Source organism: Corallococcus sp. bb12-1 (assembly GCF_026626765.1).
Classification (GTDB): domain Bacteria; phylum Myxococcota; class Myxococcia; order Myxococcales; family Myxococcaceae; genus Corallococcus; species Corallococcus terminator.
In genome coordinates this window covers 1-13,773 of the sequence record NZ_JAPNJZ010000004.1, presented here as the reverse complement: position 1 = coordinate 13,773, position 13,773 = coordinate 1, and the positions used below count along the sequence as shown (strand labels likewise).

The window sequence follows — 13,773 nt, the reverse complement described above, 5'->3', positions numbered from 1 at the left end:
CGTCAGGTCCGCTCGAACTTCCAGATGCGGTAGCCGTCGCGCACCGGGCGCGCGAGGTGGCGGATGAGGAACGCCGGCACACGCTGGCCCGTCAGCTCCGCCGAGCGGAGGGGGACGGAGGTAGCGGAAGCGGGCTTGTAGCCGGCCTCCAGGAAGACGGCCTCGGGCGTGTCCGTCATGTCGTGGAAGAACGCGCCCATGTCGGACAGCACCGCGTACAGGGCACGGCTGAACCGGGTCTGGAAGGTGGCCCGCATCAGGTCGCAATACACCACGTGCTGGGGAAACACGTCCCGGAGCACGGCGAGCATGTCCCGGCGCTGGGCCTGCGTCAGGTACATGAGCACGCCTTCGAGGATGACGTGCGTGCGCCGCGAGTCCCGGTACGGCGCCAGCCGGGCGGCGAGCGACTCCGTGGCGAAGTCGATGGCGATGCGCTCCAGGGGGTTCTTCGCCTCCGCCGCCGGAAGGCTCGCGTCCTTCTGGGTGATGATGCTGGCGTCGTCGACCTCCAGCCACCGCCCGCCCCGCAGTCGGTAGGCCCGCGTGTCGAAGCCCGCGCCCAGCACCACGACCCGGGCCTGGGGTTCCTTGTCCAGCTCCTCCTGCACGAGCGTGTCGATGATCTGATGCCGCGCGGCGTTGCTGGCATTGGGCTGGGTGAAGGACTGGAAGCGCTCCCAGACCTGCCGCGCCTCGTCGTTCATGAACCGCGCGGCGAAGGTGTCACCACACAGGGGACGTGGCCTCTGCGCGTCCGCCACCCGGCAGCCCAGGGTGTAGTACGCGGTCTTCGATACAGCGTTCGCCATGCATCCCCTCCTTGAAACGCACCGGGAGCTTGCATGAGATGGGTCTTTTTCCGAAAGGAAGGTCCGGAATGAGGGTCTTGATGACGCTGTGCATGGCCGTGCTGGGCACGGGCTGTGCGCACTCCTCGAAGGCGGCGGGGCCGGAGCAGGGCGCTGGGGCGGAGGCGCTCACGGAGTCGGCCGAGCAGTCCTACGAGGCGTTGGACTTCTCACGCTGCGCCGAGGGGTTCCGCGCGTCCGCGGCAGCGGCCGCGGACGGGGCGGCCCGGGCGGAGTCCCTCTACCGCGCGGCGGGATGCGAAGCGCTCGCGGGCAACACGCAGGCGGCGGTGGAGGTGTTGCAGCGCTCGGTCCAGGGCGGCTACTTCGACGCGGATCATCTCCAGTACAACCCGGAGCTGGAGCCGCTGCACGCGCTGGCGCCGTGGGGGGACATCGTCGCGCAGGCCCGGGCCAACCTCCTGAAGGCCCCGGAGCCGCCGTTCCCGGTGCCCACGCTCGCGGGCGTGGATGCCTTCGGTTCCCGGAGGGCGGATGTGGAGACGGTCCGCCGGGTGCTGGGCTTGACGGTGGGCAAACCCATTGTGCACAGCGGTGCGCTCTTCGCCCAGAAGGAGGCCGTGCTGCGCAAGCAGTTCAACCTGGCCTTCGCCAAGGTGGGGATGATCATCTTCTTCGCTGAGGAGCTGAAGGGCAGTGCCTTCGTGACGGTGGACCTGGTGGACGCCGAGGACGCGGCCCGGCTGCGCTTCCTCCCGGTGCCCCAGGGCCATCCCACGGACCCCGAAGGACTGGTCGCGAAGTGGAACGCCTACTTCCAGCGCCTGACGCCGCTTCAAATCCAGGGGCGGCTCGACGAGACGTCCGGCTGTCAGGTCGCCCACTGCATTGGAGGCTTCGGTCACCCGGACCTCGTGGGCTATGAGCCGGAGTTCCTGGCCAAGGTCCCGAAGTCGCTGGACGCGTTGACGGCGGTGCTGCGCGAGGACGCGAACGAGGACCACCGCGCCGCGGCCGCGTACCTGCTGGCCTATGCACCCACGGCGCGGGAGTCCGTCCGGCGGTTGGTGCCCTTCATTCGCGACTCCTCCTCGATGGTGCGCAACAACGTGCTGCGCGTGCTGACCGCCACGCAGGAGGTCGCGAAGGAGCCCCTGCTGGACGTGGCCACGGTGGTGGATGCGGCGTCGATGCCGACCACGAGCGACCGCAACAAGGCCCTCTTCCTGCTCTTGTATCTGCTGGAGGATCTCTCACCGGAGGCCCTGGAGGCGCAGCGGGCAGGGCTCACCCGTCAGCTCGGTGAGAGTCTGGTGGCGATGGCGGCGCTCCAGCAGCCCATCAACCGGGACCCCGCGCTCAAGGTGCTGGAGCGGCTGTCCGGAGAGAAGCACGACACCGCCGAAGCGTGGCGCGCGTGGCTCGCGCGCCAGCCGAAGTAGGGCGCCGGGGCTTCAGTCCCCGACGAGCACGGACAGGGGGGCGGAGAACTGGCGCACGACGCAGTCCTCCGGGCTCCCGTCCTCCCACGCGAGCATCGCGAACTCGGCGGGGGTGTCGAGCGCGATGATGGGGTGGTGCCACACGCCCCGGTGGTAGTTGATGCCCTGGCCGGGGCCGCAGACGAACGCGACGAGCCCGTCCAGGTCGGGGCCGCCCGACGGCGAGGTCGGCGCGACGCACACGAGGAACCGCGAGCAGCGCATGGGCAGGAACGCCTGGCTGGAGCGCGGGTGGTGTTCGAGCAGCTTCACCTGGAAGGGCAGGGGCTGCGGCACTGAGCGGAACACCGCGAGGTTGGGTTTCGCCCCCGCGCGGTCGCTCTCCAGCTTCGCCGACCAGTCGAAGCGCACCGCGGTGCCCTGGTTCGCGGATGCACCGCTCTTGAGGCCGGCGGACACGACGTCGCCAAAGGGCGCGAAGGCCTCCGGAGTCAGGGGGCGCGCGACGATGGAGCGGGGCGGGGCGGCGGCTTCCTTCATGCGGGGAAATATACGGGGGTCGGGGCCCGGAAGGTGAGGTCGCGCGGGCCCCCAAGCCCTGGCGAACACCCGGGTCAGACCTTTTTCGCACCCCATGCGTTCAAGGGAAACCTGACGGCGCGGGCCTCCCGAGCCGCTCGCGTCATCCCGCCGGAGAACCCCATGTTCAAGCCTCTCGCCCTCGGTCTTGGTCTGCTCGCCCTTCCTCAAGTCGCTCACGCCAGGACCCCGGCCGCGCCCACCGGGTCGGTGGCGCCCGACGTGAAGGCGAAGCCCGTCGGTCCCGCGCCCGCGGTGGTGGACGCGGCGACGTCCGCGCCCCGGGTGCAGATCGCCCTGCTGCTGGACACCAGCGGCAGCATGGATGGCCTCATCGACCAGGCCCGGCGTCAGCTCTGGACGGTGGTGAACACGTTCCAGAAGGCCCGCCGCGATGGCCAGATGGCCCGGCTGGAGATCGCCCTCTACGAGTACGGCAAGTCCGACATCGATGCGAAGGACGGCTACATCCGCCAGCTGCTGCCCTTCACCACGGACCTGGACAAGGTCTCCGAGCAGCTCTTCGCGCTGCGCACCAACGGTGGCGATGAGTACTGCGGGCAGGCCATCCAGAAGGCCACCACCCAGTTGTCCTGGAGCAAGTCGAAGGAGGACCTGAAGCTCATCTACATCGCGGGCAACGAGCCCTTCACCCAGGGGCCCGTCGTCTACTCGACGGCCATCGCCAGCGCGAAGGAGCACGGCATCATCGTGAACACCATCCACTGTGGCCCCGCGGAGGTGGGGGCTCGGGAGGGTTGGACGGCCGCGGCGGCGCTCGCCCAGGGGCAGGCGCTGAACATCGACCAGAATCGCGCGGTGGCCCACGTGCCGGCCCCCCAGGACGCGGAGCTGGCGCGGCTGAGCGGGGATTTGAGCAAGACGTACCTGGGCTACGGGTCGGAAGGGCGCGCGAGCAAGCTGCGGCAGGAGGCCCAGGACAGCAACGCCGGGGTCAGCGCCGGCGCCACCGCCTCGCGCGCGGCGTCCAAGGCGAGCCGCCTCTATGACAACTCCAGTTGGGACCTGGTGGACGGCGCCAAGAAGGGGACGGTGAAGGTGGAGGCGCTCAAGGATGAGGACCTGCCGACGGAGCTGAAGGGCAAGTCGGTGGAGGAGCGCAAGGCCATCGTGGATGCGAAGACGAAGGAGCGCTCGGACATCCAGACCCGCATCCAGACGCTCCAGGGGGAGCGCGAGAAGTTCCTCGCCTCGAAGGCGGCGGAGAACAAGGGCGCGGACACCCTCGACACGGCCATCATCCAGTCGGTGCGCACGCAGGCGGCGGCGCGCAAGCTGATGCTGGAGTAGGTCTGCTGGAGGGCCCTGGTGCACGCGGAGCCCGCGCGATATGGCGGGCTCCCACCCATGTCCCTCTTCTTCCCGCGCCGAGCGTTGCAATGAAGCTCGAGCGCCACGTCGGAGGACTGTCGCTGGCGCGCAAGGCGAACTACCTGCGCGCCCGCGGCTGGCGGGAGGAAGCGGGGAGCTGGTCGAGCGAGCGCTTCAGTCCCGTGCCCATCGCTCGCGCCATCCACCACCAGCTCACCGACGACCTCAGTGCGGCGCTGTGCAAGCTGGGCTGGCAGGTGGTGGGCTATTCCGAAAGAGGCCACGTCCAGATGCGCGACGGTGAGCGCGGACGGCCCTGCTCCCTGCCGAAGGCGCTGCGGCTCCAGGCCCGGCGGGAGAAGCGGCCCGTGGCCGAGCTGACGTATGTGTTGTTCCTCGCGGCCATCGTGGAGACCGAGGGCGGCCCGCCCTGATGCCGCCCGCTCCGCCGAGCCCTCGATGGTTGCCGCGAATGCGCGCCCTGGACCGTAGAGTGCGCGGGTGATGTCCAAGCCTGACGACTCCGCCGGCCTGAACGACGGCTACGTGTATCGCGAGCGGATTGGCGCGGCCTCCGTGGGGAGCACCGCGCTCGCCTACCTGACGGACGCGTACCGTCACTCCACGGAGGAGGAGTGGCGTGCGCGCTTCGTGCGCGGCGAGGTGCGGCTGGACGGCGTCACGGCGACGGGCGACGAGCGGCTGCGAGCCCACCAGGAGCTCTGCTGGCACCGTCCGCCCTGGCGAGAAGGGGAGACGCCGGACAGCTTCGAGCTGGTGTACGAGGACGCCTCGCTGCTCGGGGTCATCAAGCCGAGCGGACTGCCGACGCTGCCCTCCGGGGGCTTCCTCAAGAACACGCTGCTCTCCTTCGTGCGGCTGCGCTGGCCGGAGGCCTCCGCGCTGCACCGGCTGGGGCGGGCGACCTCCGGGCTGGTGCTCTTCTCCCGCACGCACGAAGCCGCCGCGAAGCTCTCACGCAACTGGCGCGAGGGTGACGTGGAGAAGCGCTACCGGGCGCTCTCGGATGGGGTCGCGGCGCAGGATGCCTACGACATCCACGCGCCCATCGGGCTGGTGCCGCACCCCGTGCTGGGCTCCGTGCACGGGGCGACCGAGCAGGGCAAACCGTCACACAGCCACGCCACCGTCTTGGAGCGGCGTGACGGACAGACCCTCTTCGAGGTGCGCATCCACACGGGGCGCCCCGAGCAGATCCGCATCCACCTAGCGTACATCGGTCATCCGCTCACCGGGGATCCGATGTTCGCCTCGGGAGGTCTGCCCCGCGCGAGCGAGCCCGGCCTGCCCGGGGATGGCGGCTACCTGCTCCACGCGGAGACGCTTGCGTTCACGCATCCCCTCACGGGAGAGCGCCTTCGGCTGCACGCCCCACCCCCGGATGGATTGAGGATGGCGACGGAAAGGGCTCGGAGCCCCGATCATGCCCCTTCGTGACCAGGCTTCGTCCACTCACGGCCGAGCAGGGCGTACTGGAACTCGTCACCCCAGGCGCCCTTGAAGAAGACATTCTCGATGAAGTGCCCCTCGCGCCGCATGCCCAGCCGCTCCAGCACGGCCGCCGCGGCGGTGTTCTTCGCGTCCGTCACGGCGATGATCCGGTGCAGGCGCAGCGTGCCGAACACGTAGCCCAGCAGCGCTCGCACGGCCTCGGTGCCCAGCCCCTGACCCTGGTGGTGCCGTGAGAGCGTGAAGCCAATCTCTCCCACGCGCGGGTCCTGCTCGTCCACGCGCAGCGCGCAGTCCCCCACCAGGGTATCGGTGTCCTTCAGCGCGATGGCGAACTGAAACCACCCGGGCTCGCCGGGCTGGCGCGTGGACATCATCTCGATGAGCTTTCGGCCCCGCTCCGCGTCGTAGTCGCTCCAGCTCTGGTAGCGCGCCACCTCGGGGTCGTCGCGGTAGGCCACCAGCGCGTCCAGGTCCTCCGCGCGCAGCCGCCTCAACACGAGCCTGGACGTCTCCATCCTGTCTAACTCCAGCACCGCCATGGTCCGCCTCCACGGGTCATCGGCTCCGCCCACCGGCCCGCACCCAGCCTATACGCGGCCTGGGACGCACCTGGGTTGCTCCCGCTTGGAACAAGGCGACACGGACTTCGCGTCAGGAACCCGGTGCCCCGTCGGTGAGCGCTTCGCGGGTCGCTGCCCAGCGGAGCAGCCCATCGAGCGCCGGGCACAAGGACTGACCCCACGCGGTGAGTCGATATTCGACGCGCGGGGGGACCTCCGCGTACACGACCCTGCTCACCAGGCCGTCGCGCTCCAACTGACGGAGCTGCTGCGCCAGCATCTTCTGGGAGATGCCAGGGATGGCCCGCTCGAACTCCGAGAAGCGCACCACGCGACCCCCGAAGAGCTGAAAGAGGATCACCAGCTTCCAGCGTCCTTCAATCAGCTTCAGGGCTTCCTCGACCCGGTCCGCCGCGGCGTCGGGCGTCGGCGGTTCCTCATACTTACCCACGGGTGCGTCCCCCACTTCTTCGTGCGCTCTTGTCACCGGGCGAGTCTAACGCCATTCCTAAGGCCATCCCTCCACAGGAGAAGCCCGTGTCCGAAACAGCAATCCCTCGCTTCGTCATCGATCCGCGCGAGTTCGCGGACCAGCGTGTGCTCGTGACGGGAGGAACCAAGGGGGCCGGTCAGGCCATCGTTCGCCGGCTCAGCGCCGCGGGCGCGGTGACCGTCGCGGTCGCACGCTCGGCGATTCCCGCAGGCTCGACGCCCGGCCTCTTCGTGCAAGCGGACCTCTGCACTCCCGAAGGCGCGGACACGGTGGCTCGCACGGTCGTGGCCAAGCTCGGAGGCATCGACATCCTGGTGCACAACCTGGGGGGCTCCTCCGCGCCCGGAGGCGGCTTCGCCGCGCTCACGGATGAACTCTGGCAGGACGAGCTTTCGCTCAACCTCCTGGGCGCGGTCCGCCTGGATCGCGCGCTCATCCCCGCGATGATTGAACGCGGAAGGGGCGTGGTGCTGCACATCTCATCCATCCAGCGGCGGCTTCCGCTCCACGATTCCACCATCGCCTACGCAGCCGCGAAGGCCGCGCTGTCGACGTACAGCAAGGCCCTCTCCAAGGAGCTGGGACCCAAGGGCGTGCGGGTGAATTCGATTGCTCCCGGGTGGATCCGCACCACCGCATCCGAGGCCCTGGTGCAGCGCATCGCGGAGCACTCGGGCACCGACGAGGCCGCCGCGCGCCAGAGCATCATGGACGCGCTCGGAGGCATTCCCATCGGGCGGCCGTCCTGGCCGGAGGAGGTCGCGGAGCTCGTCGCCTTCCTGGCATCAGCGCGGGCCGCGTCCATCCATGGCAGCGAATACACCATCGACGGTGGAACGATTCCGACGGTCTGACCCGGGAGCGCTAGCTGTCATCGCGCCACAGGTTCGGCCGGCTCGCGAACAGCTCCATCAACCAGTCGATGAAGACCCTCACCCCGGCGCCCAGTTGTCGCGCGGGTGGGTAGACCAGGAACAGGGGCCGGGGTTCGAGCCGCCACCCTTCCATCACCCGCACCAGCTCCCCGGAGGCCAGGTACGGCTCCAGCACGAAGCGCGGCGCGTACATGACGCCCAGGCCCGCGAGCCCGGCGGCCAGGTATGCGTTGGTTTCGTTGAGCGTGAGCAGGCTGCGGCCCTGGACCTCAAGCCGCTCGCCCTCGCGCACGAAGACGAAGGGGAGCTCCTTGCCGCTCAGCGACGAGAAGTAGCTGACCACCGCGTGCGACGGGCCCGCCAGCTCCTGCGGGTGCACGGGCGTGCCGTGGCGCTCCAGGTAGCGCGGTGATGCGCACACCCAATAGCAGAGGTCGCCCAGGTGCCGTGCCACCAGGGACTCGTCCTTCACGGGGCCTCCGCGAATGGCGCAGTCGACGTTGTCCGCGAGCAGGTCCACGACGCGGTCGCTCACGCCCAGCTCGATGTGCAGTTGGGGGTAGCGCGCGTAGAACGACGGCAGCGCGGGGACGATGAGCAACCGGGAGATCGTCCCGCTCGACTCCACCCGCAGGCGCCCCCGGGGGCCGCGCCGTGTCTGGGACAGCGTGGCTTCAAGCTCCCGCACCTCGCCCAACAGGCGCAGGGCCTGCTGGTAGTAGGTCATGCCCTCCGGGGTGACCGTCACGCGGCGCGTGGTGCGGTGAAGCAGCTTCACGCGCAGCTGCGCCTCCAGCTGTTGGATCAGCCGGGTCACCGCGGCCTTCGGGCGGCCCAGCGCGTCCGCCGCCTTGGTGAAGCTTCCGCTCTCCACCACGCGGACGAAGGCTTCCATCGCCGTGAACCTGTCCATCATCCACCTCCAGCACGGCATACCGCGTTCGGACAGGAGGCCCCAGGGCCTCGGTGCGCACTCCGGATTGTTTCAGCGGTGAAACGGAGTGTGTGAAGAGCGCCCGTTTATCCCAGCGGAGGCGGGGCGTATCTCCTCGTCCATGAAAAATCCCCTGCCCCGCGGTGCCTTCCACGCTGTCTCTCGCGCCCTCACGCTGCTGATGCTGGCCGGTGCTCCACTGCTTTCGTCCGCCGTCCATGCGGCCGCGCCCCAGGTGCGGACCCAGGCGCCCGGCTTCCACCGGATGCTGCTCGGCGACTTCGAAGTCACGGTGCTGTCGGATGGCACCGTTCCCCAGACGGTGAGCGAGGTGGCGACGCACACGACGCCGGAGCGGGTGAAGGAGCTGCTCTCGCGCGACCACCTGGCGGATCCGGTCGAGCTGTCCATCAACGCGTTCCTCATCAACACCGGCACGGCGCTGGTGCTCGTGGACACGGGCGTTGGGGGCTTCTTCGGCCCCGGCGTGGGAGGCCAGCTCCAGCAGAGCCTCCGGGCCGCGGGCTACCAGCCGGAGCAGATCGACGTGGTGCTGCTCACGCACATCCATTCCGACCACTCCGGCGGGCTCATGCTCAACGTGAGCCGGGCGTTCCCCAACGCCATCCTCCAGGTGCACGCGCGAGAGGCGGGCTTCTGGCTCGGTCGCGATGACCGGGCGAAAGGACCGGTGGACCCGAAGTACTTCGAGGAGGCGAAGGCGATGGTGGGGCCGTACCAGGGCGCGGGGAAGCTGAAGACGTTCGGAGACGGGGACGCCATCGTCCCGGGCATCCGGGCCATGCAGACCCCGGGACATACGCCCGGACACAGCGCCTACGTCGTCGAGAGCCGTGGGCAGCGGCTGGCCTTGTGGGGTGACCTGATGCACTTCGGCTCGGTGCAACTGCGCGAGCCCTCGGTGACGGTCGCCTACGATGTCGATGAGCGCGCGGCGGCATTCCAGCGAGCGCGTGCGTTCACGGAGGCCGCGAAGCGCGGCGATCTGATTGGCCTCGCGCACATGCCCTTTCCCGGCCTGGGCCGGCTCGGCGCGGAAGGGAAGGGCTACCGGTGGATCCCGGCCAACTACAGCTCCGGCCAGCGGTGGCAGGGCGCGAAGGACCGCGCGGAGTAGGGGGGCGCCTGAAAAAACACCGGGGCCGGAAACCGCTGGAGCATCAGCGGCTTCCCGCCCCGGTTTCATGAAGCAGGGCAGGGAAGATGCCCGTCCTACGGTCCCCGGAGGACGGTCAGTCCCTGGTCGGTGAGGACGAGCAGCATGCTTGGCGTCACGGTGGGTTCGTAGACGAGTTGCAGGACGCGTTGTCCGGACACCTGCTGCACCCTCGCCAGCGTCGTGCCGTCCGGCTCCAGCCGCCACAGGCCCTCGCCATTCGTTCCGATGTAGAGCGCGCCATCATCCGTCGCCTTGAGCGAGAGGATGCGATTCGTGGGCAGTCCCGCGACCTTCGACCAGTTCCCCGTCGAGCGGGACTTCGGCGTCATCGCCCAGACGCCGAACTCCGCGCTCCCCAGGTAGTAGCGACCCTCGGGGGTCTGCTCGAAGGCGCGCCAATAGTCATCGGAGGCCTGCCCGTTGAGCGCGTCGTTGAAGCTCTTGAAGACCCAGGGCGTGGGACCCTCCCAGGTCATCTCACGGTCCCATTCCTCCAGCTTCGCGCTGGGCACGAGCACGCCGAGCATCTGCTCATTCGCGACGAGCACGTTCCCGTTCGGAGCGATGCCCAGCCCGTGCATGTAGGGGCACTGCAGCGATCCCCACTCCGAGCCGTTCTCATACAGATACCAGCCCGGGTGCCGGTGGCTGTTGTAGGTGAGCCCCTGGATGCGCGTCACGCCGTGGTTCGTCGTGATGTAGAGGTCGCCGCGATCCCGGCCGCGCGTCACGCGAGCGCAGTTGAGGACGGTGCGATCCTCCTCGTAGTGGAAGTCGTTCGTGTTGTGGATGCCAATCTGCCGGCCCGCGTTCGACGCGCCGGTGGTTTGCCAGAGGTGTTCCTCGAGCACGACGGTCCCATCCGGCTGCACGCGGACCGCGTCCAGGTCTCCCTTCTGGTACTCGGCGAAGCGTTCGGGCGTGTAGTACGCATCGCCTGGATTGGGGATGTACGTGCGCTGCTCGACTCCCTCCATGCGCTTCATCTCGTTGGCGCTGTAGCCCACGTACGCGCGCCCGGCCTCGCCGCCGCAGATGACCGTCGAATCCGTCGCGAGCGAGTCCACGCCGAACGGCTGGCGCGCCTGACCGACGCCGCTGGTCCACGTGGGCTCCTTGTCGCCCGGACGCAGCACGCCAATGCGGCGGCCGTCGAGGAGCCAGAGGTTCAGCCCCTCATCGAGTCCCACGCTTCGCGGTGTGCCCACGCCAAACGAGCGCGAGTAGTCGAGCACCGCGTCCCCAGGCCACGGCCCCGCGTCCTGGGGCTCGCCGGGGTCGGGCGTCGGCCCCGCGTCGGGTGATCCGCCGTCATCCGGTGTCGTTCCCCCATCCTCTTCCGGAGGCGGTGTGCCGCCATCCTCGGAGGAACCGGGAGGGGGCAACGTGGGAACTTCATTTCCATCGGACGGGTCGGACGTCGGCCCCTCCTGGGTGTCGATTGTCGGGGCGTTGTCACCGCAACCCCCCGACAACAAAGCCATGACCGCGAGACCTGCCCCCACCACGCCTGTGCGAATGCCCATCCGTTCCTCCGTTGACGGAGCCTCCATCGCAAGTCCCGGGCCGACGGCTCCGGGTCATCATCGAGCAGGCATCCCAGCGGACTTCCAGCCGGCCGCGCCGCCTGTTAACGAAGGTCGGCAACTTCCGTCGGAAGAGGTCCGGTGAGCGTCGCAATCCTCGAAGAAGGCCCGTTGCTGGGTCCAAGTTTCTTCCTCTCCCGCAAGGCGCTCCGTGCGCTTGCGTTGGCCCAGCGCGATGCGTACGGCGCCGCACGGCCCCATCCCCACGTCGTCATCGATGGCTTTCTGGGGGAGCGGCTGGCGTCTGGTCTGGCCGAGATCTTCCCGGGTGCCACCGAGGCCAGTTGGAAACGGCGCGACCACCAGGAGCAGGCGGCGCGGCTGGGACAGCTTCAGCGCAACGCGTTCGAAGATGTTCCCGGGGCGCTCCGGCACCTGCTGGCGGAGTTCTCCAGCATGTCGTTCATCGACTTCCTGGAGACCCTCACTGGCGTGCAGGGGCTCATCCCGGATCCGCACTTCCGGGGTGCCGGCCTGCACCTCACGCTGCGGGGAGGCCATCTGGCGCTGCACGCGGACTTCAACCGCGATCGCTTCCGAGCGCTCTCGCGCAGGCTCACCGTCCTCTACTACCTGAACCCCGGTTGGGAGGCGGCCTGGGGCGGGGACCTGGAACTGTGGAGCGCCGACCTCTCCCGGTGCGAGACGCGGATCGCGCCGCTCCTGGACCGGTTGGTCGTGATGGCCCATGGTGACGACCACTGGCATGGCCACCCCGCCGCGCTGGAGTGTCCCGAGGACCGGGGCCGAGCCGCGGTCGCGGCGTACTTCTACACGGCGCAGGAGTCCCCGGACGCACCGGAGGCCCACAGCGCCATCTGGGCGCCACCGCGTTCCTAGCGCTCGGCATGCCCGGGTGCGCCGGTGCGTCACTCCGGCCCGAGTGCTCGTTCTGGAGACAGGGTAGGTCGCAAGGGTCAGGGGGCTTGCGTGCGGATTCGCCGGGCTACGTCGCCGGTGACTTCCTGAATGACATACACGAAGGGGACGTCCAGGGTCCTGGTGTTCATGAATGCAGCCTTCGTGATGAGGGCTTGTTCTTGGAGGGTCGCCGATGGCCGGGCGTGAGCTGTTTTGGAGGGTCGCGGGTGACGTTGCTCTGGATGTCGCTTTGCGTGGTCCCGATTCAATTCCCTGTTGGGTAGGGCGGCGTCAGGAATTGCGCAACCTCATACGTTGCCAGGTCGTCCAGGGGCTTCTCCGCCGCCTTGTTTGAGAGGCCGGGACGCTGTCGATATGGAAGGGTCCATGGTGAGGTGTTGACCCATGTGCGGCCAATCCGTGTTGGCGTGTTGTTGACAGACAGTGAATGGCAATCGTACAGTTTCAGGGCCTGCGAATCGTATTCCGCGGTGCCCCGAAGTGGGTGAAGAGGGGGGGCTTGGGTTTCCGCGAGAGTGCTCTCCATGGGGGGGGCGGTCGTCTCTCCTTGTGCGCTCATGGTGTGTGGGTTTTTCCCTGGCATCACCCGTGAGGTCCGTGGTCAATCGCTTTACGTCTATTTTCCCTCTCGGAGTTCGTTCTGTCCTTGTCTGTCAATGACCTGAGAGGTGGTGTCTTGGGCCAGGGGCGTGAAGGCGCCTCGGACGCTCACTTCGAGCCGGATCGACAGGGCGCGAGGTATTCGGATCCTCAATTGACGTCCCGTTGTGTGCGGATCCTGGAGACGCGGGAAGGCATTGTCGCCGAGCCGGAGGTCGGGCGGTTGCTGGACGGCATCGCGCTGGCGCAGGCCGGCAGGGCTTTCGTCCTTCATGCGGGAGATTGCGCGGAGGGCTTCGCGAGCGCCGAACGGCGGAGTGTGGAAGCGCGGCAGCGGGTCCTCTGGCAGATGGGTGTATTGCTGGAGCGCAGACTGGGCCTGCCCATCATCAAGGTCGGCCGGATGGCTGGGCAATACGCCAAGCCCCGCTCCGAGGACTTCGAACTCGTTCAAGGGACGCGACTGCCCGTCTTCCGCGGGGAGATCATCAATGGCGGGGGCCCTACGCACTGGGAGCGGGAGCACCGACCCGAACGGTTGCTCTGGGCGTACCGGGCCGCGCTCCACACCGTCCACCTGATGAATGACGCCATCGCGCTGGGGAGCATCCGCGCGAGCCTCCAGTCCGAGGGCCGCGCGGGACAAGCCGCGCTGGAGCATCCACTCTTCGCGGAGATCGCCATGGCCCTGGCGGATGCCGAGGGGCCGGGGCCGGGAGCGGTGGTCGGCCATGAGTTCTTCGTCTCCCACGAAGCGCTGCTGCTGCTCTACGAGAGGGCGCTCACGCGGAACGTCCCCGGCGCCGTGCATGCCATCAACGGGGGGGCGCATCTGCTTTGGTTGGGGGAGAGAACACGACAGCTCGACGGACCGCACGCGCTCTACCTGGCCTCCATCGCCAACCCCATCGGCGTCAAACTGGGGCCCTCGGCGACGGCCCACGAGGTCCGCGACCTCGTGCGCATGCTCAATCCCGGAGCACGTCCAGGCCGGCTCATCCTCATCCCCCGGTTGGGTACGGACG

General features: G+C 68.8%; 14 protein-coding genes. 8 read left to right on the top strand and 6 right to left on the bottom strand.

Translation table 11 applies throughout. From position 1 onward, the window contains the following. Positions 1–2: 2 nt before the first annotated feature. On the bottom strand, positions 3–812 hold the full coding sequence (locus OV208_RS09235) for a class I SAM-dependent methyltransferase (protein WP_267573461.1): 810 nt from the start codon (positions 810–812) through the stop codon (positions 3–5). Positions 813–880: 68 nt separating this feature from the next. On the opposite strand from OV208_RS09235, the gene OV208_RS09230 reads away from it, so the two are divergent. Next, a complete protein-coding gene (locus OV208_RS09230; RefSeq protein WP_267573460.1) occupies positions 881–2,254 on the top strand; it encodes a HEAT repeat domain-containing protein in 1,374 nt (457 codons plus the stop codon). A 12-nt stretch (positions 2,255–2,266) separates the two neighbouring features. Here the strand turns inward: OV208_RS09230 and OV208_RS09225 are convergent, their stop codons facing one another. Further along, a complete protein-coding gene (locus OV208_RS09225) occupies positions 2,267–2,794 on the bottom strand; it encodes an ureidoglycolate lyase (RefSeq protein ID WP_267573459.1) in 528 nt (175 codons plus the stop codon). Between the two features lie 162 nt (positions 2,795–2,956). Here OV208_RS09225 and OV208_RS09220 point away from each other — a divergent pair, with 162 nt between their 5' ends. From OV208_RS09220 to OV208_RS09210, 3 genes are all read left to right on the top strand, one after another. Further along, positions 2,957–4,144: a vWA domain-containing protein gene (locus OV208_RS09220; RefSeq protein WP_267573458.1), complete on the top strand. Its 1,188-nt coding sequence runs from the start codon at positions 2,957–2,959 to the stop codon at positions 4,142–4,144. A gap of 89 nt (positions 4,145–4,233) precedes the next feature. Then, positions 4,234–4,599 carry a hypothetical protein gene (locus tag OV208_RS09215; RefSeq protein WP_120532628.1) on the top strand — a complete coding sequence of 122 codons (366 nt, stop codon included), beginning with the start codon at positions 4,234–4,236 and terminating at the stop codon, positions 4,597–4,599. Positions 4,600–4,669: 70 nt separating this feature from the next. Beyond that, positions 4,670–5,623 carry an RluA family pseudouridine synthase gene (locus OV208_RS09210; RefSeq protein ID WP_267573457.1) on the top strand — a complete coding sequence of 318 codons (954 nt, stop codon included), beginning with the start codon at positions 4,670–4,672 and terminating at the stop codon, positions 5,621–5,623. Here the strand turns inward: OV208_RS09210 and OV208_RS09205 are convergent. Continuing rightward, complete coding sequence (locus OV208_RS09205) at positions 5,608–6,153, bottom strand: GNAT family N-acetyltransferase (RefSeq protein ID WP_267573456.1); 546 nt, start codon at positions 6,151–6,153, stop codon at positions 5,608–5,610. The two genes, OV208_RS09210 and OV208_RS09205, sit on opposite strands and share 16 nt — an antisense overlap. A gap of 136 nt (positions 6,154–6,289) precedes the next feature. Then, positions 6,290–6,649: a winged helix-turn-helix transcriptional regulator gene (locus OV208_RS09200; RefSeq protein ID WP_267573455.1), complete on the bottom strand. Its 360-nt coding sequence runs from the start codon at positions 6,647–6,649 to the stop codon at positions 6,290–6,292. Positions 6,650–6,735: 86 nt separating this feature from the next. On the opposite strand from OV208_RS09200, the gene OV208_RS09195 reads away from it, so the two are divergent. Next, positions 6,736–7,545 (top strand): SDR family oxidoreductase, encoded by an 810-nt coding sequence (locus tag OV208_RS09195; protein ID WP_267573454.1) that lies wholly within the window; start codon positions 6,736–6,738, stop codon positions 7,543–7,545. Positions 7,546–7,555: 10 nt separating this feature from the next. On the opposite strand, the gene OV208_RS09190 is transcribed toward OV208_RS09195, so the two are convergent. Continuing rightward, entirely contained in the window at positions 7,556–8,482 is a 927-nt protein-coding gene (locus OV208_RS09190) for a LysR family transcriptional regulator (protein ID WP_267573453.1), read from the bottom strand. Between the two features lie 139 nt (positions 8,483–8,621). On the opposite strand from OV208_RS09190, the gene OV208_RS09185 reads away from it, so the two are divergent. Then, positions 8,622–9,638, top strand: a complete 1,017-nt coding sequence (locus tag OV208_RS09185; RefSeq protein ID WP_267573452.1) for an MBL fold metallo-hydrolase — start codon at positions 8,622–8,624, stop codon at positions 9,636–9,638. Between the two features lie 95 nt (positions 9,639–9,733). Here the strand turns inward: OV208_RS09185 and OV208_RS09180 are convergent, their stop codons facing one another. Further along, positions 9,734–11,206: a hypothetical protein gene (locus OV208_RS09180; protein ID WP_420714999.1), complete on the bottom strand. Its 1,473-nt coding sequence runs from the start codon at positions 11,204–11,206 to the stop codon at positions 9,734–9,736. 141 nt (positions 11,207–11,347) lie between these two features. Here OV208_RS09180 and OV208_RS09175 point away from each other — a divergent pair, with 141 nt between their 5' ends. Next, positions 11,348–12,106: a 2OG-Fe(II) oxygenase gene (locus OV208_RS09175; protein WP_267573450.1), complete on the top strand. Its 759-nt coding sequence runs from the start codon at positions 11,348–11,350 to the stop codon at positions 12,104–12,106. Positions 12,107–12,902: 796 nt separating this feature from the next. After that, the coding region (locus tag OV208_RS09170; protein WP_267573449.1) for a 3-deoxy-7-phosphoheptulonate synthase at positions 12,903–13,773 on the top strand (871 nt) is incomplete at its 3' end.